We start from the raw sequence: 21,839 nt of genomic DNA, 5'->3' as shown, positions 1-21,839 counted from the left end.
TAGAGAGCGCCCTTGCTTCCGTTTAAAAACGGTCGTTTATTGCTGGTATATGAAACTGCAAATGGCCTGATTTTATGCCCCTGATCGGCTACGCGCGCGTCTCGACCGAGGATCAGACCCCCCTGCCCCAGTCGCAGGCCCTGAAATCCGCGGGCTGCGTCGAGATCCACGAGGAGCAGGCCTCGGGCGGCAATCGTGCGCGACCGGTGCTTGCGCGGGTGTTGGAACGCATCGGCAAGGGCGACACGCTGGTCGTCGTGCGGATCGACCGTCTCGCGCGATCCCTCTCGCATCTGCTGGAGGTGATCGAGCGGCTGGAAGCCAAGGGCGCCTTCTTCCGCTCGCTAATGGACCCGATCGACACATCCTCCCCGCAGGGCAAATTCACTCTCCAGGTCCTGGGCGCCGCCGCTGAGTTCGAGCGCGCCCTGATCCGCGAACGCACCAAGGCCGGACTGGCCAGCGCACGGACCAAAGGCAGGGTCGGCGGTAACCCGGGCCTGCGCGCCCGGGATCCGGCGGCGCTGCGCAAGGTCCGGCTGGCGCGGCAGGACGGCTACATGGAACGTCTGAACGAGACGGCGCAGGACTGGGTGCCCCATGTACGACGCTTGCGGCCCGACATGGCCTGGGAAGACGTGCTGCGCATCGTCAACGGCCCCCTGCCCCGTGAGCGCCAATGGACGCAAAGCCGCCTTTTGCGCGCAGTCAACGCCTATGTGCGGGACGGCTTCCTACCGCCCACGGTACTGGACCGCGCCGGCCGCCGCGAAACCGACGACCGCCTGCCCGCCATCGTCGCCGCCATCAAGGGCGCGGACCCCGACATCACACTTCAGGCGATCTGCACTCGACTCGAAGCGATGCGCGAGCGTACGCCCCGCGGGCGGACAAGCTGGCAACCCTCCTCGGTGAAGATGCTGCTGGAGAGGGCTGAGAGGCTGGGGCTGCTTGCTTAGTCGAGATGCCTTGCAAATTCTCCACGACATGGAAGGATTACAAGGCTTTGGCCAGCGCCATGCTCAGAAACTCTCTGCTCACGCAAAGGGGTTGATGATGCGAAGTTGGCCTTCCACCAGCAAGCCATCTTGCATGTCCTCGCTCCACAGCGTGGTGCAGCCTGCAACCAAAGCGCTGGCCACGATCATCGCGTCGTAGATCGAGAAGCTGTAGCGTTCCGCCAAGGCGCGGCCGACGTCATGGGTCTGAAGGGTCAGGTCTTCGACGGGACACAAGGCGCGCACGCCCTCGAGAAACGCCCCTGCTTCCTCCCAACTCATGCCAGCCTTGCGGCGACAGTTGACCAGCGTCTCGTTCAGGACTTGAACGCTGATCCGGGGCCCCTGCCCCAGGATGACCTCGGCGCGATCGGCCTTCGGGCCGTCGTCGAGCAGGTAAAGAACGACATTCGTATCCGCGAACTCAGCGCTCATGCGCGTCATCGCGGCTCAGGCGCTCTGCAGCGGGCAGCTTGCCCCGGAACCGGCGCAGACCCGTCAGCACCTCATCCGCGCGCGCCAGACGACGGACTCTGACCTGGCCGTCGTCCTTGACCAGGTCGATCTGATCGCCTTCCTTGAGGCCAAGCTCCCGAACAAGCTCGGCGGGCAGGCGGACGGCAAGCGAGTTGCCCCATTTCGCGACCTGCATTTTGGCCTCCTGCGTGGATATACGATCAGTAATGTATATCACACTAGCTAAATGGGCAAGCCTGTCCGCGAGCTTGGGCTACTCTTGTGCGTCACGCAGTGGCTGACACCAGATTTAGAAAGTGCTTGCGCGAATCTGATCGGTCAGGCAATAGTCTCGAAAAATAACGCGCGGTCACATAAAAATCGCGCCCACGGATCGAGCGGGGCATGACCGAGATAGACAAAGACCTGGACGTCGCCATTGGTCACTACGCCGAACTCTTGGCTTCGAACCTGCATGCACAACGTGCAGCGCACTTTCCACCCGATGCGAAGAAGGTGATGCGCAGTTTGACGAGCGGTGAGGCGGCCGAGTTGCTCGGTGTCGATCATACCTACCTTCGCAAACTTCATCGGGAAGGCAAGATCACCGACGTTGAGACGACGGCCGGTAGCCATCGCCGCTACACTCTCGACGATGTCTGGGAGATCAGACAAAGCCTTGAGGCCAACGCCAAGAAGCCGGGAACGTACGTGCCGGGCCGTCGTAAGGGCGACGAGCTGCAAGTCATTTCCGTTGTGAATTTCAAGGGTGGAAGCGGCAAGACCACCACATCAGCGCACCTTGCGCAGAGACTCGCGTTCAAGGGTTATCGTGTGCTGGCCATTGATCTGGATCCGCAGGCGTCGTTGTCCGCCTTGCATGGGATCCAGCCTGAACTGGACCTCATGGAAGGCGGGACGCTGTACGACGCAGTCCGGTATGACGACCCTGTTCCGGTTTCCGAGGTCATCAGGAAGACCTACATCCGTGGCCTGGATCTCATTCCGGGCAATCTCGAGCTCATGGAGTTCGAGCACGAGACCCCGGCCGCGATCCAGCGTGGCGGCGCCCGCGCTTTCTTCGCGAGAGTCCGAGACGCCCTCGACAGCGTCGAAAGTGACTACGATGTCGTCGTGATCGACTGCCCTCCGCAACTGGGCTTCCTGACCATGTCTGCCCTTTCCGCGTCCTCGGGCGTCCTGGTGACGGTCCACCCGCAGATGCTTGACCTCATGTCCATGTCTCAGTTCCTGCGGATGACGGCCGACCTGCTGGGCGTGATCCGCGATGCAGGCGCCAACCTGCGGTTCGATTGGCTCCGGTTCCTGCCGACCCGCTACAAGGTGGGCGACGCCCCGCAAACCGAGGTGATCGCCTTCATCCGCGGGCTCTTCGGGCGTTCGGTGCTGACCAACCACATGGTCGAGTCGACGGCGATATCGGATGCAGGGCTGACCAAGCAGACCTTGTATGAGGCGGACAAGAAGGACTTCACGCGCCAGACCTTCGACCGCGCCATCGAGTCCATGAATGCCGTCAACGACGAGATCGCTGCGATCATCCAAAGCACGTGGGGACGCAATGGCAAGAAAGCCTAAACTGGGACTGCCCTTGCAGACCTTGCGCAATGCCCCCGACGCTCTTGAGGGGCGCAGGCTGCGGGGCGGCGTGTTCGAGATCGAGCCTGACCATGTCGAGACCGTGGGCAGGCTGGATGACCGTCTTCAAATCGAGATTGCGGGGCTAAAGGCATCGATCTCCAGAAGTGGCCAACGGGTGCCGATCCTCGTGCGACCTCTCGAAGGGGATCGCTACAGCCTGATCTACGGGCGGCGTCGGCTTGAAGCCTGCCGGGATCTCGGGATCAAGGTCCGTGCGATCGTCACCGAAATGGACGGGGATCAGGCGCTTCGGGATCAGCTGCTCGAGAACCAAGAACGCCGCGATCTGAGCTTCATCGAACGTGCCTTGGTGGCGGCAGCCTTGCTCAATGGCGATCACCTGGGAGAGGCGGAACGCACCAACAAGGGCGTGGCAGAGGTTCTAGGTCTTACCGAAGCTGGTGTGTCGCAGCTGTTAAGCGTCGTCCGCGCGGTTGGCGAGAGCCTCGTCCTAGCGATAGGTGCTGCGCCAGGTATCGGCCGGCCTCGTTGGGAGGAACTCAAGAAGTCACTGGGCGATGCATCTGTGGACCGCGAGAACCTCGCTGCAGTAGCGGCAGAGACCAGGTCCTCTCACTCCGGTGGACCTGACGAAAAGTCGGACGCCGCGTTCCTGGCCGTCCTCGCCGCAGTGGTGCAGGCAGAGCGGCCGACCCGCCCATCAAGCCCCCGAGGGGCACCTAGTGTGGCCATTCCGGGTGTCGGGGCTGCAACCATCGCGACAGGGCGCCGCGGCCGACAGTTCAAGCTCGAGCTGAAGGCCGAGGACAGAGATTTTGTCAGCTGGCTTGAGGGCAAGGCCCCGCAGCTGATCGCCGAGCTTCACGAGCGCTGGAAGCGCAAGGAAGACTGAGGAAGAGCAACAACCAAAAAGGAGGCACGAGACAGGCAGAAAAGAAAAAGGCCCCGAGAAGCAAGCTTCACGAGACCTTTCTTAGGTTTCGCACGGGACCAGCCCGCTACAAAACTCAGTTTTCGCACCTCTGAATGTAGCGATCTGGCCCCTTTCCCGCAAGCGCAAAGCGATTCGCGGGCCAGGGAAATTTTGCCTTCGTGAATGACATCATGGAGTACACACCGATTTCGCCGTTTATGCGGCCGATCTCGCACGCCCATCTGCGCGTGGTCGAGCGGCCTGAGGTATCTGTTCCGGGTAAGCTCATCAACAAGTGGGAACTCCTGCGCGAACTGTCCAAAGCGCAAGCGGTCTTTGGGGTCACAGAACGTGATTTGACGGTCATGCAGGGTCTTCTCAGCTTCTTCCCGGACGATGCGCTTGGCGGGAACGCTGAAATGGTCGTCTTCCCGTCCAACAAGGCGATCTGCGAGCGGCTGAATGGCATGCCCTGCTCCACCATGCGCAGGCACATTGCCCGCCTGGTGGACGCTGGCTTGCTCATGCGCCGCGATAGCCCCAACGGGAAGAGGTATGTCCGCAAGCATGGCGAAGAGCGCGTGGCTTTCGGCTTCGATCTCTCGCCATTCTACTGCCGGTCCGAAGAGGTGGCACGGGCCGCAGAGGCTGTGCGTGAGGCCGAGGACCGTGTCCGGAGACTGCGGGAGGTCGTGAGCCTGATGCGGCGCGATCTTGCTGCCCTGGCGGAGTTCGGAGAAGAGGTCCAGCCAGGCCTCGGCCTCTGGGATCAGTTTCGCGACAAGGCTGTCCTCACAGCGCGCGCCCTGCGCCGCAAGCTCACGCTTGAGGAGCTCTCCGCATATCGGACCGACCTTGAAGCCCTTCTCGATCGCGCACGCAACGTCATTGATGGCCCTGAAACAGAAGAAATGAACACCAATGGTGCCAAGACTGAGCGCCACCATCATAATTCAAATAAAGAATCTATAGATCTTGAACCTGCCTTGGAAAAAGGCGGGGCGGAGGCCGACGCGCCAGATGTTGAAACGGATGCACCTGGTGCTGACGTGGAAGAAGCGGACACAAGACGCGTGCCAAAGATCCCGCTCCATCTGGTGATCGCTGGCTGCCCGTCGCTCAAAACCTTTTACCAAGGCGACATCCGCCATTGGCATCAGCTTTTCGACGCGGCTTGCCATGTACGGCCCGCCATGGGGATCAGTGCTTCCGCTTGGGAAGAAGCGCAACGGTTCATGGGCCCCGAGCAGGCATCGATCGTTGTCGTCGCTATGCTGGAACGCTTTGCGGACATCCGGTCGCCCGGTGGCTACCTCCGTGCGCTGACATCCAAGGCAGCGGCGGGCGAGTTCTCCTCTGGGCCGATGGTCATGGCGCTGATGTCCCGGCGAAATGCTGCATAACAGCTGTTAAGTCTCTTGGAGCGATCATCAAGTTCGGCGCGACTTTACAGCTGTTAAGTCACGCGGCGATGCGTCGGTAGCAGAAGAGAGGGAAAGGTTGGGGGGGTTGAGGGGTGACGGGAAGTGAGATCGGGAGAGTGGCTTCCGGCGCCCGTCGAGGAGAAGATCTGATGGCGAAAGCAGCTCAGAAAGTCACCCTGTCCCCCTCACGGGACATCCCCTTCGACAAGCTCGTGCTGAGCCAGTCCAACGTGCGGCGCATCAAGGCTGGCGTCTCGGTCGAGGAACTGGCCGAGGACATCGCACGCCGCGGACTGCTGCAGGGCTTGAACGTCCGGCCCATGCTCGATGCCGATGGGGTCGAGACCGGCATGTTCGAGATCCCGGCCGGTGGTCGTCGCTTCCAGGCGCTGTCGCTCTTGGTGAAGCAAAAGCGGCTGGCGAAGACCGCGCCGGTCCCCTGCATCGTGCGGGATGCTGCGTCGGAGATCCTCGCCGAGGACGACTCGCTCGCAGAGAACATGCAGCGCGTGGCTCTGCACCCGCTGGACCAGTTCCGAGCCTTTCAGGCCCTGCGCGAGAAGGGTCAGGGCGAGGAAGCGATCGCGGCAGCCTTCTTCGTCATGCCGCAGATCGTCAAGCAGCGCCTAAAACTCGCCTCCGTCGCCCCTGCCCTGCTCGAGGTCTATGCCGAGGATGGGATGACGCTGGAACAGCTGATGGCCTTCACGGTGAGCCCGGACCACGCGCGTCAGGTGCAGGTCTGGGATGCGGTGAAGAACTCCTGGAACAAAGAGCCCTATGCCATCCGGCGCATGCTGACCGAGACCTCGGTCCGGGCGTCTGATCGTCGCGCGGTTTTCGTCGGTGTCGATGCCTATGAGGCGGCGGGAGGCGCTGTGCTGCGCGATCTCTTCCAAGGCGATGACGGCGGTTGGCTCGAGGACCCTGCCCTTCTGGACCGGCTGGTGGCCGAGAAGCTTCAGGCGGAAGCCGAGGCTCTGGCCTCTGAGGGCTGGAAGTGGATCGAGGTGGCGACCGACCTGCCCTACGGCTACAGCCACGGTCTGCGACGTCTGGCCGGTGATCCCGCCCCGATGACCGACGAGGAAAGCGCGGCCCACGCTTCGCTCCTCGCCGAGTATCGTGTGCTGGAAGAGGAATACTCCGGCCAGGACGAATACCCCGAGGAGATCGATGCCCTGCTCGGGCAGCTCGAGATGGCGATGGAATCGCTGGAGCAGCGGCCGCTGATCTACGACCCGGCCGAGGTCGGGCACGCTGGCGTCTTCGTCACGCTGGATCGAGGTGGCAGCCTTGCGGTCTACCGTGGCTATGTCCGGCCCGAGGATGAGCCGCGCGAGGAGACCGCGGTCCTAGACGGTGATGGCGTGGATGCGATGGGGCAGGGGGGTGATGTCGGTGTTTCCAGTTGGAAACCGTCGGCGACCTCCGCCGGGGGCACCGTCATCACTTCGGGTGGTCAGCCGATCGGCGCCGATCCGACCGAGGATGAGGACGACAGCGCGCTGAAGCCGCTGCCTGAGCGGCTGGTCATGGAACTGACGGCCCACCGGACCCTGGCGCTGCGCGAGGCCATCGGGCGGTCGCCGGACGTGGCGCTGACGCTCCTGCTTCTGAAGCTGGTGACAGATACCTTCCGCACCTCCTCTGCCTCGGGCAGCTGCCTCGAAGCCTCGGTGCGCCACGTCTATATGTCGGCGCAGGCACCCGATCTGAAAGACAGCGTCGTGGCGAAGCTCGTCGATGAGCGTCACGCCGCTTGGGAGGCCGATCTGCCCCTCGGCGACGATGCCGCGCTCTGGGACTATCTGACCCTGCTCGACCAGAGCAGCCGTTTGGCGCTCCTGGCGCATTGCCTCAGCTTTGGGATCAACGCGCTCCATGAGAAGGTGAACCCCTACGGTGCGGGCATCTCCGCCAGCGGTCTGACCCGCCGCATGGCCCATGCCGATCTGGTGGCGCGTGCCGTCGATCTCGACATGGTCGAGGCAGGTTGGGAGCCGACGGTGGATGGCTACCTTAACCGGGTGCCCAAGGCCCGGATCCTCGAGGCTGTTCGCGAGGCGAAAGGGGAGGGGACCGCACAGCTTCTCGATCACCTGAAGAAGGGTGAGATGGCCACAGAAGCCGAGCGGCTCCTCAAGGGAAGCGGCTGGTTGCCCGAGGTCCTGCGCCGGACTGATGTCGTGGCGCTCGACGGCGAGGCGGTCGGAGAAAGGCAGGGGGAGGACGCGGGCGAGCCTGAGGATGTCGATCTCCCGGCCTTCCTGATGGTCGATTTGCCGGACAGCGCCGCGGCGATGATGGCCGCGGAATGATCTGAGCCATCCGGGGGCGGGGAAACCCGCCCCCTTCTCTCACAAAACACAGCAATATCAATATGATGAATGCGGATACTCGCATTCGGGATGAGGAATCATGTCTGCAACAAACATCATCGACACAGCCCCTTTGGGGGCGCTGATCCGTTACACCGACGGCAGTCCCAAGCCGCCGGCACGTTTCACCAAGAAGCTCGCAGCCTGGGAGCGCTCGAACGGCGTTGGCCGCCTTGTGAAGAAGGAACCGCCCAAGGTCTATCCGACATGGACGGCACCGGCCTCCTTCACGCTGCATGAGGGCAACTTCTCCTCGGACGGGGTGATCCTCGTCACGATCATGCGCAGTCATTCGGCTGACAGTCGACTGATCTTCCAGGTGGCCGAGGAACCGAAGCCCGGGCAGGTCCGCGTGCTGCTGGATTTCGGTGGTAACACCGAGCTTCTGCATCTGGCGGAGTCTGTCACTGCGGCCGAGCTTTGGAGCGCACGCGAAGGCTATCGCAACGCGCGACTCGAGATCGTCGGTGCCGACGACGGCGAAGGGGCAGGGGGCGCGGACCTGGCCGCCTGAGCCCTGAGATTGTGTGAGGGGCCTGCCGAAGGGCGGGCCTCTCACCGATCGCACCTTCGTCCCGCGATGCCGCGGGGCGCCAAAGGATCCATCTCCCAAGAAGGAGGTCTTCAACGAAGAGCCTGGCCGGGAGGCCGGCGGCGTTCCACGCATCAACGGAACAATCGGCTCCTGACGTTGGGGCACCATCCCCCGCTCGCCATTCCCTTCCTTGCCCCGAATCCCGTCTTCGAGATCAACCCGCGAGGGGTCGGACTACGGGCACGCCCGTGCCGCCGGGTGGATTCGGGCGAGCCGAACGCACCCGGTGATGTCAGCCAGCCTTCGGGCCTGCGGGGTCCTGTCGCGCGGGGGATGGTCCCCCGCCTCCAAGACAGGAGCCAAACAGATGTCCCGCAAAGATGCTCACGCCTTCGCAGCCTCCCTCGCCGCCACGCTCATGGTCTCGATCGTCGTCTTCCAGGCAGGAGATGGAACCTTCGGCGCTGTCCCCGCCGATGAAATCGACGGCGACGAGGTCGTGATCGTTTCGGAATACGATCCCTTCGGGTGAGGCTTCGGCCTCACTTCCCGAGGGGTGAGGCGCAGGATAGATGCGCCAGCTGGCCGTCAACCGCCCTAGTGATCGGCATGTCTTTGAGGAGAATATTGGGTGTAAACTGGACTCAATGACGATATGTTGTACCTATGCCTGTCGATTTCTCTGCCTTATCGCCCTCTGAGTTCGAGGCGCTTTCAGCCGATCTTATCGGTCGTGCTCTAGGTATTCGCTTTGAGCAATTCGGCGAAGGAGCCGATGGTGGAATAGATGGGCGACACGCGCCGCAGGCAGAAAGCCTGACTATCCTGCAAGCCAAGAGATACGAAAGGTCTGCGATCGCTGCTTTGAAGAGTGAGATGTCGAAGGAGCGAGCGAAGATCGATAAATTGGCGCCAGATCGCTACATCTTGGCAACGTCTGTAGCGATGACCCCACAACGGAAGCAGGACCTCATGGAGATATGTGGCCCCGCGATCCGCTCTCCAGGAAACATCTTTGGGCGCGAAGATCTCGAGGCGCTGCTGCGCGCTCATCCTGACATCGAAGAGGCTCATCCCAGGCTATGGACCCCCGCGAGCGGGCGTACCCTAAAGCGGATGCTTAATGAGACGTTGGATGAGCGCGAAGGCCGCGTGAAGCCTCCCTCGATCCTTCAAGCGCTGCTTCCGAAGCCAGGTACAGGCAGCAAGGTGGAGGCTGAAGCGGAAGCGGAGAGGGATACTCTGTTCCTCGTCGGAGCACGCCCCGACCACGACCAGTTCATTCTATGGCTTGGTCCAAAGCTCGAAGCGCATGGGTATCGCGTCTTTTCCGAGATCCTTACCCTCGAGCCTGGAGACAGATGGCACAAGGAGATTGGAGTGGCGCTGGAGCACCGCGCTGCGAAGGTGCTGGCGGTAGCGGGCGCGGCCACTCGCGCCAACGAAGACGCTATGGATCTGATAGACAGGGCGAAGACGCTTGCCGCAAGTCTTGGTGACGCTCGCTTGATAATCCCGCTACGGATCGAGGAGGGGGCCAAGATTGATGGTCTCCGCGATGCGACGCCTGCCGATTTCACGAGCGGCTGGGCGGAAGGGCTCTCGAAGCTTCTCGAGACGCTGCGCCGCCAACACGTGACGTGCCGTCGTGAGAACATCACGGTCGCAACCCAATGGGACAGCTTCCGAAAGCGTGGTGCTGTTCCGCTGGTGCGCGAGCCAGAGTCCTTGGTCTCGAATTGGATTCAGATATTGGAAATGCCCGATGAACTCCACTTTTACGAGGCGACGGGAGCGGTCCAAACCGGCGTCCTCAAGAGACGGGTGCAAGGGCTGTCGTTTCCCGCCGTCGCGTATGAGCGAGGCGTGATTACTTTCGCAACGCCGCCTGATGTTGAGGAAAGCTTCGGAGGAGTGGCAAAGTTGCGCCTGCGGACATCTGTGCCGGTTGTGGATGCGGTGGATAAAGGAATGCCCGAGATCGGTGTCGCGGGGCGTGATTTGTCGAACATGCTCACGGGCCTGCTGCGCGATGGATGGGAACGGCACTGCAGGAAGATCGGAATGGTCGCCTACGCGTATTCCAACGGCGATGGTTTCCATGTGTCCCCAACTCAGGTTGGGATTGGTGAACGGGTACCTTGGGGGCGGCAAGGCGAGCGCAGGTCGTCGATGCTGCGCAACATCGCCCGAAAGCATGTCTGGTCGTATGGTGTAACAGCGATTCCTCGGAACTGGCCTTTCTGGCACTTCCGCCTGAAGGCGCGCGTCCTTTTCGCGGAGGACAACGATACAGAGCAGGGCGAACGCATAGATGACCCGAAGAAGATGCACCGCCTTCGCAGATCGGTCTGCAAGGGTTGGCGCAACAAGCAATGGCATGGGCGGCTTCTGGCATTTCTTCAGGTCATGTCGGGCGACTCAGCCTACATTCGGGTTTCGCTGGCTCCAGGCCAGGCAATGCTTCTTTCATCTGAGCCAGTTCTCTTCACCTCACCGGTCAGCACCGCACTTCCAGACGTGGGCGACCCTGATGCCGAAGAGCAGGACGAAAGCACGCTCGGTCGGCCAGGGGCTGACGACGAAGATGCTGTGCCCGAAGGAGACGTTACATGAGGTTTCCCGAGGCAAGCTTGATCGTAGATCACTTGGATGAGCCAGAACTCGACTTCCGCCATGACCAGAGGAGCCACCACCCAAAGGATGGCCTGTTTCTCTTTGGACCTCATGACGGCCCACGGAAGCCTATAGAGGTTCGAATTGGGGTTGTCGGGACGGCGGAAGGGATCGGCCACTTCCGCTCTTGGAGCCGACGGCTGCTTTCGGGGATACAGGTGCCGCCTCCCGGGCCGACGGAGAAGAAGGACCGTCTTCATCTCGCGGACTTCGCCGGGCTCGAAGAGACATTCGGCGTTACGTTCGATCCAGATCGGCTCAGGGCCCTGACGGTCGAGTTCGACGCCATCGAGCGCGCGACGAGAGTGCAGAACATGCACGAGGCCGTCGATGCGGTCGCCCGTATCTACACTGAGCGCGTCCACAAATTCAGGCGCAACGAAGAGGGATCGATCGACGTATGGATATTCGTCGTGCCCGAGATAGTGTACGAGCGATGCCGTCCGGAATCGAGGCGGACCGGTTTGACCCTCGTCGCCGGGAAAACGCCCAAGAAGCAGCGCGCAAGGTCAGCCCAGTCGTTCCTTTTCATGGACGAACGGTTTGATCCGAGCATCGAGGACGTGTTTGACGACATACCCGACTTCCGTAGGCACATTAAGGCGACCTTGCTCTCGATCGCGCCATCTCAGATCCTGCGCGAGTCGACCCTCGAGCCGACAGCGTTCACCAACAGTGCGGGCTATCCCAAGCGAACCACCCAAGACCCGGCGACGGTGGCGTGGAACATCGCGACGGGGCTTTACTACAAGACTCAGGACCGGCCGCCCTGGAGGCTGTCGAACGTGCGCGAAGGGGTATGCTACATCGGGATGGTCTACAAAAACCTCCCGAACAACCGCGACAACCACGTCTGCTGCGCGGCGCAGATGTTCCTGAGTGAGGGCGATGGTGTGGTGTTCCGCGGCGCGAATGGCCCTTGGAAGACAGGCGAGTACGAGTACCATCTAAACGCTCACGCCGCGGAAGAGCTTCTAGGGACTGTGATCGAAGCGTATCGGGAGCTGCATTCCGAACCGCCCAAGGAGCTCTTCATCCATGGGCAGGCGTCATTCAACGACGAGGAGTGGAATGCCTTCTGTCGCACGGCGCCGAAGGGGACGAATGTCGTCGGCGTTCGGATCAAGCCAACGGGTGGTGACGCAAAGCTCTTCCGTGCTGGCGACTACCCTGTGATCAGGGGAACGGCCCTAAACTTAGACGAGAAGAACGCCTACCTTTGGACGAGCGGCTACGTCCCACAGCTGGATACGTATATCGGGCCTGAAACACCCAACCCGCTTATGGTGACGATCTTGCGCTCAAAGCATCGTCAACCAGAGATGCGGACGGTTCTTGCTGACATCATGGGACTGACAAAGATTAACTACAACTCGTGTAACTTCAACGACGGGCTACCGGTAACGGTTCGCTTCGCGAAGATGGTCGGCGACATCCTTGTGATGGGTTCGGCGCGGGAGGGCGGACCGCAGCCATTCAAATTCTATATCTAGCAAGGCTGTATTCGGATGCTTGGCAGAGCTTTGTAATGGCAGCTGCTCTTCCCCTAATGCTGAACACAAAGCATTGGAGGAAGAGCAGCATCAGTTTATGGCCAGGTCGCTTGCAGTTTTCCCCGCCTCCAACGCTTCCACAAACCACTGCGGTTTGCGCCCGCGACCGGACCAGGTGAGTGCCGGGTTCTCAGGGTGCCGGTATTTCGGCGCGGCAGGCGCGCGCGAGGATTTCGTCTCGGTGCCGACGAGTTCGGCCAGGGAGTAGCCCAGATCCCGGGCGAGAGATTCCACCTTGGCGCGGGCCTCTGCCTTCTGCCGATCTTGATAAGTGGAGATCGCCCTGGCGACGTCCTTCTGCAATTTCTTCAGCTCGCTGAGCGACAGTGCCTCGAGATCGTAATCAGCCATTGGTGCGGTCCGTGTCCTGAATGTTCCGGTATCGATAGCCCGTCGCGGTAGGGTGCCGCAACTCCCGGAAGGCAAGGGTAGGGGTGGCAAAGGCTGGTGATCGTCGTTTCGCCGCTAGGCAGGTGCTGAACTGGGGGTCAGGCAGTCTCGATTGGCAGGGTGACGGGTTCTAGCATGGGCTCCCCGCGCATCTCTGTCTCCCGGGCCATCCCTTCGACTGACAATCCCCTAATCCCGTTCGCTTGCCTGCGCGCAACCCCGCGTCAGTCCGGGCCGTGTTGCCCCTTTGGGGCTGCCCGCTCCACCCCGGTCCTCTGGGGGTCTCCGGTGGCCGTTCCGTCCACCGTGCACGCGTCACCCGACGGGCTTTTTCCGGGTCTTGTCGAAGGGACGGTCCCGAAGACAGGAAACACAGGAGCTTACCATGCAGAACATCGTCATCCTCGCCGGCAACATCGGTCAGACCCCCGAAGTCCGCACTACCCAAGGCGGCACCAAGATCACCAACTTCAGCCTGGCCACCTCCCGCCCCCGCCTCTCGGAAGGTCGCGTCCTGCGCGACGAGAACGGCTACCGGGTCATGGACACCGAATGGCACCGCATCACCTGTTTCAACGGTCTCGGCAAGACGGTCGCGGAGCATTGCGAGAAGGGCATGAAGGTCCTCGTCCACGGCCGCATCCACTACACCAAGTGGATCGACAGCATGGGGAACGACCGCTACGGCTGCGAGATCATCGCCGAGAAGGTCGACTTCCTGAGCCGCCCGAAGTCGGCCGAGACCGAAAACCCCGAGCTGGTCGACCGCGACGACGAGATCCCGTTCTGAGGAACGGGGTCTCCCCCTCGGGCCCGGCGGGGAACCCGCCGGGTTCTCGTACCCTCGGCATCAACGGGGTTGGCTAAATTGTCTTTTGGCAACCTTGAATTGCCGAAACTTGCTCACCAAATAGTGACTGCCCGCGAGAAATGGCTCACGGGTTTGGCCGTTGAACTTGTCAACCTCTTTATGGTGACCTGGCAGCACGATGCCGAACAGCATCTCTGCGACCAGAGCCAGACGGAATGAGACACTGAGCATAGCTCGGACCTCCACGGTTACATTATACCACCTCGCGTTTTGAGACCCGTGTCTGCGAGGCGTTCGGAAGTGAGACGCTGAACGTATGCGCTGACAGAAGGTGGCGTGCGTTCGGGGGACGCCCGGCCTAAAAACCGGAGCCCAGGGTCAGGGCCAGTCCTCCGAACTCTGCGATAAGGAGGCTGAATGCGGCTCGATTGGTTTAAGTCCAGAGGCTACCGCCATTTCGATCTGCCCGTTGGCGAGAAGTTCGCTAGGAAGGTAATGGACCCGAACTTCGTGATTGAGCACTCGTTTGTCCCGCTGCTTCACTACACGAAGTCAGAGAAACGCTACAAGAAATGCCCGATGACCGGGAAACGGACGATCACCTCGAAGGACCGCCCGATCAAGTATGCGTCGCACCGGGACGCCTGCATACTTTCGTTCTACGCCAGCGAAATAAACAAATTGCTGGATGCCCATTATAACGCCGCAGGTCTGTCCGATAGCGTTCTGGCCTATCGTGCCCTCGGTCGCGGCAACTACGATTTCTCGGCGGAAGTGCTTGCGTTTGCCAAGACCCATGCTCCCGTCACAATCTTGGCGTTCGACGTCAGCAGCTTCTTCGACAATCTTGACCACACGCTCCTGAAGCGCCGCGTGAAGGCAGTGCTGGGCGTAACGTCACTGCCCGAACACTGGATGCGCGTATTTCGGGCGATCACCGCCTTCCACTACGTCGATATGGAAGAACTCAAGGCGAACGCCACGTTCTCCTCCCGGCTCAAGGGGAATGGCCGGGACCGGATCGCCAGCGTCGAAGAACTCAAGGCAAATGGCATCAAGTTCCACCCGAACCCCGAACTGGCAAAGGGGCATCGGCGAGGCATCCCTCAGGGCACCCCCATCAGCGCAGCAGCGTCGAACCTATACATGATTGACTTCGACAAGGCTGCACGCGCTTTCTGCGACAGCATCGGTGCGCTGTATCGCCGCTATTCGGACGACATCTTGGTGATCTGCGACCCTGCTCACGCCGCAGCAGCCGAAGCAGAGATCATGGATCTCATCAAGGCAGAGAAGCTGGATATCTCTCCGCACAAGACCGAAAGGACCGAGTTTACGGGCACGGGCGCCGTGGCGGGGAAAGCGGCACAGTACCTTGGCTTCGCGCTCCACGAGGCGGGGCCTGCAATTCGCGAAAGCTCCCTCGCTCGCCAGTGGCGCAAGATGAAAAGAGCTATGCGTCGGACCCGCAAGATCGCCGAGCGAAATATTGCATCTGGAACGTCGACTAAGGCACACACCAAGCGCCTGTATCGCCGGTTCGCTCACCTGAAGGTGCGTGACGACGAAGGTGTTCGGATCGTGCGAAATTTTTCTTCCTATGGACGGCGCAGCGCCTCCGCATTCGGTGGTGACGAAAAGATCACTCAGCAGATCAAGCGGTTTGAACGCGCCGCGCTCCGTGAGATTCAGGAACTTAAGAAGATCAAGTAGACTTGCTCTTCCTCTTATTGGACCAGATTGCGTTTTACTGATCATGCATTCACATCGTCGCGGAAGTTAACTCGTCGGCGCAGGGCTTTGAGAGTGAGAGGAGTGCCGGTTTTCCGGCGACGGGTTGAGGGCTGGGAGAGTGGCTCCCGGCGCCCGTCGCGGGAGATAGCCGATGGGCGTTGTAGAAGTTCTGGATCCAGTCGCACCGGCGCGGGCGGGTGGCTGGAAAGTGGATGTGAGCCGGGGTGAGCGGAATGGGCGCGTGTCGTCCGAATGGTTCAACCGGCCCGATGACGAGCGGTATCTGTCGCTCGACGATCTCTGGGCCAGTGTGAAAGGCCGCTCCGAGCGCAGCCGGAGCCGGGTGGTGCAGACCGCTGACATCCGCGTCGAGGCGGCGCGCGACAACCCCGAACGGTTGCACCTGATGCTGCCGAAAGCGCATGAACCTGTCGCGCCCACGCATTGGGCCTTTGGCCAGCTTGCCAGCATTGTCGGCGCACCGGCGTCCTACCTGCGGCAGTTGCCTGCGCCGCTGGCGGGCATCAACCTGCAGTACGGCCTGACCAACCACCGCGCCGAGCAGGTGAAGACCTTCGAGACCGAAGGCGGTCGCACCGAACTGCGTGCCGTGACCGGCCCCGACTATGGCCGCATCCATGACCATGAACTGGTCGAAGCTGTGCAGCGCATCGCGGGCAATGGCACGGGCGATACGCGCTGGAAGGTGCCGGGCGTGCTCGACTGGTCGACCGGGGTGTACAACCCCGATGTCGAGATCAGCCGCGACACGACCACGCTTTATGCCTCGGACCGCGATGTCTTCCTGTTCCTGGTCGACGATCACAACCCGATCGAGGCGGGCCGCCTGCCGGACGGCTCCCCCGACCTCTACTTCCGGGGCTTCTACTGCTGGAACTCTGAAGTGGGCGCGAAGACCCTTGGCATGGCGAGCTTCTACCTGCGCGCCGTTTGCCAGAACCGCAACCTCTGGGGCGTCGAGGATTTCCAGGAGATTACCATCCGCCACTCGAAATACGCGGCCTCGCGCTTCGCGCATGAGGCCGCGCCCGCGCTGACGCGGTTCGCCAATTCCTCGCCGCAGGGCTTCGTGAATGGCATCAAGGCGGCGCGGCAGCAAATCGTGGCACGCACGGATGAAGACCGGAACGACTTCCTCAGGAAGCGCGGCTTCTCGAAGGGCGAATCCGGCAAGATCATCGAGAAGGTGCTGATGGAAGAGGGCCGCCCGCCCGAGAGTGTCTTCGACTTCGTGCAGGGCATCACGCGGCTTGCGCGCGACAAGACCCAGCAGGATGCCCGCCTCGACATGGAAGGGCGCGCCAAGAAGCTTCTCGACCGGGTCGGCTGACGCCGGGCCCGACAACGCGACCGCCCTCGCGCGCGGCGGTCGCGCTTTCTCCTTCCACATGCACGCCACTGGCCCCGCCCCGAGAGGGCGGGGGGCTTCGGCCTGCGCAATTCAGCGAGAACCTTCATGACCCCCCAGGAAGAAACCGTCATCCTCGATGCCCGCGACATCCTCGGCCGTTACCTCAGCCAGAACCCGGTCATCGGCAGCTGGCAGGCGCTGATGGACTACTGCGCGCTGACTGTCAGAGGACCCATCGAGCGCTTCCATGTCCTCTATCTCGACCGCAAGAACCGCATCATCTCCGATGAGCTTCTCTCGACCGGCACGGTCGACCATGTCCCGGTCTATCCGCGCGAGGTGATCAAGCGGGCGCTGATGCTGAACGCCAGCGCCTTGATCCTGATCCACAACCACCCCTCGGGCGATCCGACGCCGTCGGAGGCCGATCTCAGCATGACCAAGGAAATCCAGAAGGGCTGCAAGTACCTCGGGCTGACGCTGCACGACCACATCATCGTCGGCGCCGGGACGGAGCTGAGCCTGCGAGCTTTGGGCAAGCTCTGAGGGCCCGTCGGACCCATCGCCGCCGCCCCTTCGAGGAAGAGGGCGGCGGTTTGGTCTTTGACGGTTAAGCGGGGAGAGAGGCTTCCCGCGCCGTTGGAGATTTTCCCATGTTCGACCTGCCATTGCCCATCCACCCGACCGCTTACGCGCGGGGCGTCCCGCCGCATTTTCCCTCGGGCGAGGCTGACCCCAGTCACCCCTTCGCCCTGACCCTGTCGCGCCGCGCACCGGCAGATCTCATGTCGGGCTGCGCCGCCCCGCTCGTACTCTCCCGTTTCGCGACGCTGGCCGAGGCCATGCAGGGCGCGATCGACCATGCCGAGGGGATGGCTCCGGATACCGCGCCCGAGCTTCTGGCGATCCTCGACCGCGACGAGCGCCTTGTGCTGGCCGGGGCCGCCAGCGACCACGCTGTCGCATGGTGCCACCCGGTGACGAGCGCGGCCGAGGCAAGGAGCGTCGTGACCGAGGCAAGCCAGCTGCGCGCGCAGGCGGGCCGCGCGGCTGCCTGGGGTGAGCCCGATCTGGCGGTTCGGCTGCGCCACCGCGCCGATCTTCTCGATGCGCGTCTCGTCGACCCGCTCTGGCGCGCCTTTGCCGCCCGGGCGCTGCAGGTCGCGGCGTGAGGCCCGAGAGACAGAGGAGGGCAGGGGAATTTGGAGCTTGTCCGGGGGAGAGAGATCGCCCGGCCCGGCTCCGATCTCTTCCCCTTACCGGAGACACCCGATGACCCTGACTGAACCCACCCTCGCGCCGCCGATGGCACCCTCGACCGTCGATATGGCGCAGATCTTCGCGGCGCATGCCGAACGCGCGGCCCGAATCGACGCGCTGCGCCCCTGTAACAAGGATCGCCTCTTCGACGGCCTCATGGCCGCCGGCATAACCCATGTCACCGTGACCTTCGACGGCGCCGGGGACAGCGGCCAGATCGAAAGCATCGGTGCATGGTCCGGTGAAACCGCCGTCGATTTCCCCGCCACTGAAATCGAGTACGCCGCGCTCACCTGGGACGACCCCGAGATCGAGATGCGGCGGCTCTCGCTGGAGGATGTCGTAGAGCAACTCACCTACGACTTCCTCTCCGACACCCATGGCGGTTGGGAAAACAACGACGGCGCTTGGGGCCAGTTCTGTTTCGACGCCGCGGCCCGCTGCATCCACCTTGAGTTCAACGAGCGCTTCACCTCGTCCGAACTTTTCACCCACGATTTCTGAGGGGGCGGCGATGGCACATCCCTATCACCACGCCCTCTCCTCGGTGAAGAAATGGGGCGGCACGGTCGACTGCTACATGGCCGTGCATACCTGGTTCGACCAGAGCAAGGAGATCACAGCGGACTTCCGCCACCGGGCGCTACGCCACCATGCCGAGGGCATCTTCATGGCCGAGACGATCTTCGGCCCGACCCTCACCCTCTCGACCGGGCGCATCATTCCGACCCGATGGGTCGGCGAGCAGCATGTGAAGGAAGACCTCGGCTTCATCCCGAGTTTTGCCGATTGGGTGAAGGCCATCCGGCCCGAGCCCTGGATGGGCCGGACCGCGGGGATCGAGGCGCTGGTCGATCCGCATCTTGCGTCTCCCGTGGTCGAGGTCACCTGAGATGACCGATCCGGCCTATCAGCGCCTCGGCCTGCCCGTGACCGCTTCGCCCTATGCAGTTCTGCGGGCGGCGGTCCGGGCGCTTCACCCCGACACGCGCGCGGTTCGCGGCTTCCGGGCAGCGCGCAAGCGCTTCTACCGGCAGATGCTCTGCGCGCATGCCGCGCGACAGCTGGCGGGCGACAGTCCCACCGGCTGATCGCCCCCAATCACCCCTTTCTTCCAACAGAACGCCCGGCCTCTCGGCCGGGTTTTCCCCGTTCAGGAGGTCCCCATGGCGGATTACTTCACCCATTTTTCGTGCCTGCTCGACGTCGGCACGCCCGACAAGGCCACCCGCGCGCTTGCCCTGTTCCAGTGCTTGCGCGCTGCGGATCAGGACGCCGATGACCCGGAGGTCGCAGGCTTCGACCTCGTGTGCCAAGATGGCCCCAAGGGCAGCACCCTCTGGATCCATGATGACGAGCACGGAGATGTCGAGGCCGTCATCCGCTTCGTCCTGCGCCTCGCAGAAGAGCTCGACCTCACCGGACTTTGGGGTTTCCAGTATGCGTTGACCTGCTCCCGGCCGCGCCTCGACGCCTTTGGCGGTGGCGCGCATGTCATCGATCTCGGTGCCCGCAATTCCATTGGCTGGAGGAGCAGCCAGGAATGGCTGGCCGCCGCGCTGAACGGGGAGGACGTCGATGCCTGAACTCATCTGCACCACGGTCTACCAGTTCCCCGAACTCTCGGAGGCCGCAAAGGAAAAGGCCCGCAGCTGGTATCGCGAGCTTGGACCCCACGATGACTGGTGGGACGCGGTCTACGAGGATTTCGAGCGGGTCTGCGAAATCCTCGGCATCCGGCTGAAGACCACCCCCGTCCGCCTGATGGGCGGCGGGACGCGGGCCAAGCCCAGCATCTGGTTCTCCGGCTTCTGGAGCCAGGGCGACGGAGCCTGCTTCGAGGGCTATTGGTCCCACGCCAAGGGCGCGGCCGCGCACATCCGGGATTACGCGCCACAGGACGCAACCTTGCACAGCATCGCCGACCGGCTGCAGGCCCTCCAGCGGCGCAATTTTTACCAGCTGGCCGCCGAGGCCAGCCACCGTGGCCGCTACTACCACGAATACACCATGTCCGTGGACGTCACCCGCGACAGCCCGACCTGGCAGTCGCCGACCGGCGATGCGGAGGAGATCGTGACCGAGGCGCTGCGCGATCTGGCCCGCTGGCTCTACCGGCAGCTTGAAGCCGAATACGACCACCTCACCTCGGACGAGGCCATCGAGGAGGGGATCATCGTGAACGAGTACACCTTCACCGAAGCCGGGCGGCGGTTCGGGTGAGAGCGCGGGCAGTTCATTTGATCTTTACAAAGAGGTCATATGATCTATATTCAGGCCAATGGAGGACGCCATGTACGTTGCTGAGAAAATCCGGGAACCCGCACAGATCAACGCCGTCGCGTTGAAGGCCTATGCGCGCGTGGCCGATGCTTGGGGTCTCAGCCTCAAGGAAGCGGCTGGCCTTGCGGATATGTCAGAGAGCACCTGGAAGCGCGCCAAGAAGCCGGATTTCGCGGGGGAACTGACCAAGGATCAGCTTCTGCGGCTCAGTGCGGTGATCGGTATTTACAAGTCGCTCGAACTCTACTTCTCCGAGCCGCTCGCGCGAAGCTGGTTCACCCGTCCGAACACCGGCCCGCTGTTCGGGGGCAGCCGTCCGGTTGACACCGCCATCGACGGGGGCTTGCCGCAAATTCTCGCGGTTCGGACCTATCTCGATGCGTTGCGTGGTGGGGCATGAAGCAGACCGAGATTTCCGATCGCGGTCTCGTTCGTCTCCTGCCCGCCACTTACCACAAGCCGCCATCCCTGCGTGGTCTCGTCGATACCGATGACGAGATGGAGATCCTCGCAGAGATCGAGGGTCTGACCAGCGGCCGTCTTTTGGCGGAACGTGGGCGCAATCCGCATCTGGACCCGCGCGAGCTTGCCTGGCAGCGGCGCAGCCGTGATCTGCGTATTTATGGCGACAGTCATGTCAACGCCGCCTTCACCTATACCCGCGCCGGCGGAAATCGCTTCAACACAGAGGAGCGCGGCGCGTGGTATTGCGCATGGGAGGTGATGGTGTCCGTCAGCGAAGTGGCCTGGCACCGCACGCGCGAACTAGGCTTTACCGGCAGCTTCCATGACAGCGCTCGCTATGTGGAATTGCTGGCGGATTTCATCGGCGTCTTCGACGACATGACCGACGAGCTGGGCCATCCGGCTCTGCATCCCGATCCGGCTGTCGGATATCCCGAGGGCCAAAGCCTGGCCCAGCATCTCCGTCGGGGTGGATCGCGTGGCCTGATTTACCCGTCGGTCCGGGCGCCTGCTCTTGGCGGGAATTGCCTCGTCTGCTTCGAGCCTCACGCGATCCAGAACGTCCGGCCGGGCGCATCCTGGGATCTTGTTTGGGATGGGACGCCGCACTACTCGATTACGGCAGTCGGCTGACGAGTATCGGCGCATGCGTTTTGGAGGGGCCGAAGAAATGGAATCGGCAAATGGCAACAGCGCTGACGTGACGATCTTGCAGCCATGTGACCATCCGGCGTTATTCGAGGCTTTGGACTGTCCGCCGTCACCTACGGACGCACTACAAGCAGCACATCGCCGGACGAAAGAGAGGTCATTCCGGCGAAACACATGGCTTCCAACGATGGACTGAGTCTGCCGGTCTTATGGGCTTCCCATGGACGCGCTGAAGACGACGACATCTCTGCCCCAAGAGACCTCTATAGATTGCTTTGATGAATGCGATGTTCCAGCGTTATGGACGCTCCAAT

General features: G+C 62.4%; 24 protein-coding genes. 21 read left to right on the top strand and 3 right to left on the bottom strand.

The annotated features are described in order from the left end of the window. Positions 1–74: 74 nt before the first annotated feature. The gene (locus G5B31_RS19740; protein ID WP_018065891.1) at positions 75–959 is read left to right on the top strand and encodes a recombinase family protein; all 885 of its coding nucleotides are present in this window, start codon (positions 75–77) and stop codon (positions 957–959) included. 78 nt (positions 960–1,037) lie between these two features. Here G5B31_RS19740 and G5B31_RS19735 read toward each other — a convergent pair whose 3' ends face one another. Both G5B31_RS19735 and G5B31_RS19730 read right to left on the bottom strand, forming a co-directional pair. Next, positions 1,038–1,433 carry a PIN domain-containing protein gene (locus G5B31_RS19735; protein ID WP_165019922.1) on the bottom strand — a complete coding sequence of 132 codons (396 nt, stop codon included), beginning with the start codon at positions 1,431–1,433 and terminating at the stop codon, positions 1,038–1,040. Continuing rightward, positions 1,423–1,650: an AbrB/MazE/SpoVT family DNA-binding domain-containing protein gene (locus G5B31_RS19730; protein WP_018065893.1), complete on the bottom strand. Its 228-nt coding sequence runs from the start codon at positions 1,648–1,650 to the stop codon at positions 1,423–1,425. The genes G5B31_RS19735 and G5B31_RS19730 overlap by 11 nt, the downstream gene beginning before the upstream one ends. A gap of 209 nt (positions 1,651–1,859) precedes the next feature. Between G5B31_RS19730 and repA the strand changes: the two genes are divergently transcribed. The 8 genes from repA to G5B31_RS19690 all read left to right on the top strand — a co-directional run bounded on the left by repA (position 1,860) and on the right by G5B31_RS19690 (position 12,499). Continuing rightward, positions 1,860–3,053 carry a plasmid partitioning protein RepA gene (gene repA / locus G5B31_RS19725; RefSeq protein ID WP_010400282.1) on the top strand — a complete coding sequence of 398 codons (1,194 nt, stop codon included), beginning with the start codon at positions 1,860–1,862 and terminating at the stop codon, positions 3,051–3,053. After that, a complete protein-coding gene (gene repB, locus G5B31_RS19720) occupies positions 3,037–3,969 on the top strand; it encodes a plasmid partitioning protein RepB (protein ID WP_024845490.1) in 933 nt (310 codons plus the stop codon). Before repA ends, repB begins: the two co-directional genes overlap by 17 nt. Positions 3,970–4,181: 212 nt before the next feature. Continuing rightward, a complete protein-coding gene (gene repC / locus G5B31_RS19715; RefSeq protein WP_165019927.1) occupies positions 4,182–5,393 on the top strand; it encodes a plasmid replication protein RepC in 1,212 nt (403 codons plus the stop codon). 170 nt (positions 5,394–5,563) lie between these two features. After that, the gene (locus G5B31_RS19710; protein WP_165019921.1) at positions 5,564–7,735 is read left to right on the top strand and encodes a ParB/RepB/Spo0J family partition protein; all 2,172 of its coding nucleotides are present in this window, start codon (positions 5,564–5,566) and stop codon (positions 7,733–7,735) included. A 100-nt stretch (positions 7,736–7,835) separates the two neighbouring features. Then, complete coding sequence (locus G5B31_RS19705) at positions 7,836–8,309, top strand: hypothetical protein (protein WP_165019920.1); 474 nt, start codon at positions 7,836–7,838, stop codon at positions 8,307–8,309. Between the two features lie 388 nt (positions 8,310–8,697). Further along, positions 8,698–8,862, top strand: coding sequence for a hypothetical protein (locus G5B31_RS19700; RefSeq protein ID WP_007803240.1), 165 nt, complete (start codon positions 8,698–8,700; stop codon positions 8,860–8,862). Between the two features lie 134 nt (positions 8,863–8,996). After that, positions 8,997–10,946 carry a TIR domain-containing protein gene (locus tag G5B31_RS19695; RefSeq protein ID WP_165019919.1) on the top strand — a complete coding sequence of 650 codons (1,950 nt, stop codon included), beginning with the start codon at positions 8,997–8,999 and terminating at the stop codon, positions 10,944–10,946. After that, positions 10,943–12,499 carry a hypothetical protein gene (locus G5B31_RS19690; RefSeq protein ID WP_165019918.1) on the top strand — a complete coding sequence of 519 codons (1,557 nt, stop codon included), beginning with the start codon at positions 10,943–10,945 and terminating at the stop codon, positions 12,497–12,499. Before G5B31_RS19695 ends, G5B31_RS19690 begins: the two co-directional genes overlap by 4 nt. Before the next feature lie 90 nt (positions 12,500–12,589). Here the strand turns inward: G5B31_RS19690 and G5B31_RS19685 are convergent, their stop codons facing one another. Continuing rightward, a complete protein-coding gene (locus G5B31_RS19685; protein WP_165019917.1) occupies positions 12,590–12,910 on the bottom strand; it encodes an H-NS family nucleoid-associated regulatory protein in 321 nt (106 codons plus the stop codon). A 424-nt stretch (positions 12,911–13,334) separates the two neighbouring features. Between G5B31_RS19685 and G5B31_RS19680 the strand changes: the two genes are divergently transcribed. From G5B31_RS19680 to G5B31_RS19625, 12 genes are all read left to right on the top strand, one after another. Next, positions 13,335–13,739 (top strand): single-stranded DNA-binding protein, encoded by a 405-nt coding sequence (locus G5B31_RS19680; RefSeq protein WP_009820080.1) that lies wholly within the window; start codon positions 13,335–13,337, stop codon positions 13,737–13,739. 438 nt (positions 13,740–14,177) lie between these two features. Next, complete coding sequence (locus G5B31_RS19675) at positions 14,178–15,473, top strand: reverse transcriptase domain-containing protein (RefSeq protein WP_165019916.1); 1,296 nt, start codon at positions 14,178–14,180, stop codon at positions 15,471–15,473. Between the two features lie 172 nt (positions 15,474–15,645). After that, entirely contained in the window at positions 15,646–16,845 is a 1,200-nt protein-coding gene (locus G5B31_RS19670; protein ID WP_165019915.1) for a DUF932 domain-containing protein, read from the top strand. 126 nt (positions 16,846–16,971) lie between these two features. Then, complete coding sequence (locus G5B31_RS19665) at positions 16,972–17,412, top strand: RadC family protein (protein ID WP_165019914.1); 441 nt, start codon at positions 16,972–16,974, stop codon at positions 17,410–17,412. Between the two features lie 107 nt (positions 17,413–17,519). Further along, complete coding sequence (locus G5B31_RS19660) at positions 17,520–18,038, top strand: DNA repair protein RadC (protein WP_165019913.1); 519 nt, start codon at positions 17,520–17,522, stop codon at positions 18,036–18,038. A gap of 100 nt (positions 18,039–18,138) precedes the next feature. Continuing rightward, positions 18,139–18,630, top strand: a complete 492-nt coding sequence (locus G5B31_RS19655; protein WP_165019912.1) for a DUF6878 family protein — start codon at positions 18,139–18,141, stop codon at positions 18,628–18,630. 10 nt (positions 18,631–18,640) lie between these two features. After that, on the top strand, positions 18,641–19,018 hold the full coding sequence (locus G5B31_RS19650) for a DUF6915 family protein (RefSeq protein ID WP_165019911.1): 378 nt from the start codon (positions 18,641–18,643) through the stop codon (positions 19,016–19,018). A gap of 1 nt (position 19,019) precedes the next feature. After that, the gene (locus tag G5B31_RS19645; protein ID WP_165019910.1) at positions 19,020–19,217 is read left to right on the top strand and encodes a hypothetical protein; all 198 of its coding nucleotides are present in this window, start codon (positions 19,020–19,022) and stop codon (positions 19,215–19,217) included. Between the two features lie 75 nt (positions 19,218–19,292). Further along, positions 19,293–19,712, top strand: coding sequence for a hypothetical protein (locus G5B31_RS19640; RefSeq protein ID WP_165019909.1), 420 nt, complete (start codon positions 19,293–19,295; stop codon positions 19,710–19,712). Continuing rightward, the gene (locus G5B31_RS19635; RefSeq protein WP_165019908.1) at positions 19,705–20,349 is read left to right on the top strand and encodes an antitoxin of toxin-antitoxin stability system; all 645 of its coding nucleotides are present in this window, start codon (positions 19,705–19,707) and stop codon (positions 20,347–20,349) included. Before G5B31_RS19640 ends, G5B31_RS19635 begins: the two co-directional genes overlap by 8 nt. 58 nt (positions 20,350–20,407) lie before the next feature. Further along, positions 20,408–20,809, top strand: coding sequence for an MbcA/ParS/Xre antitoxin family protein (locus G5B31_RS19630; RefSeq protein WP_035714338.1), 402 nt, complete (start codon positions 20,408–20,410; stop codon positions 20,807–20,809). Continuing rightward, positions 20,806–21,507, top strand: a complete 702-nt coding sequence (locus tag G5B31_RS19625; RefSeq protein ID WP_165019907.1) for an RES family NAD+ phosphorylase — start codon at positions 20,806–20,808, stop codon at positions 21,505–21,507. Before G5B31_RS19630 ends, G5B31_RS19625 begins: the two co-directional genes overlap by 4 nt. The last annotated feature ends 332 nt before the right edge of the window (positions 21,508–21,839 follow it).

Origin of the sequence: Rhodobacter sp. SGA-6-6 (genome assembly GCF_011043545.1) — a bacterium.
GTDB lineage: Bacteria > Pseudomonadota > Alphaproteobacteria > Rhodobacterales > Rhodobacteraceae > Pseudogemmobacter.
Note: the sequence above shows the minus strand (reverse complement) of the source record. Positions and strands in the feature narration are given on the sequence as shown.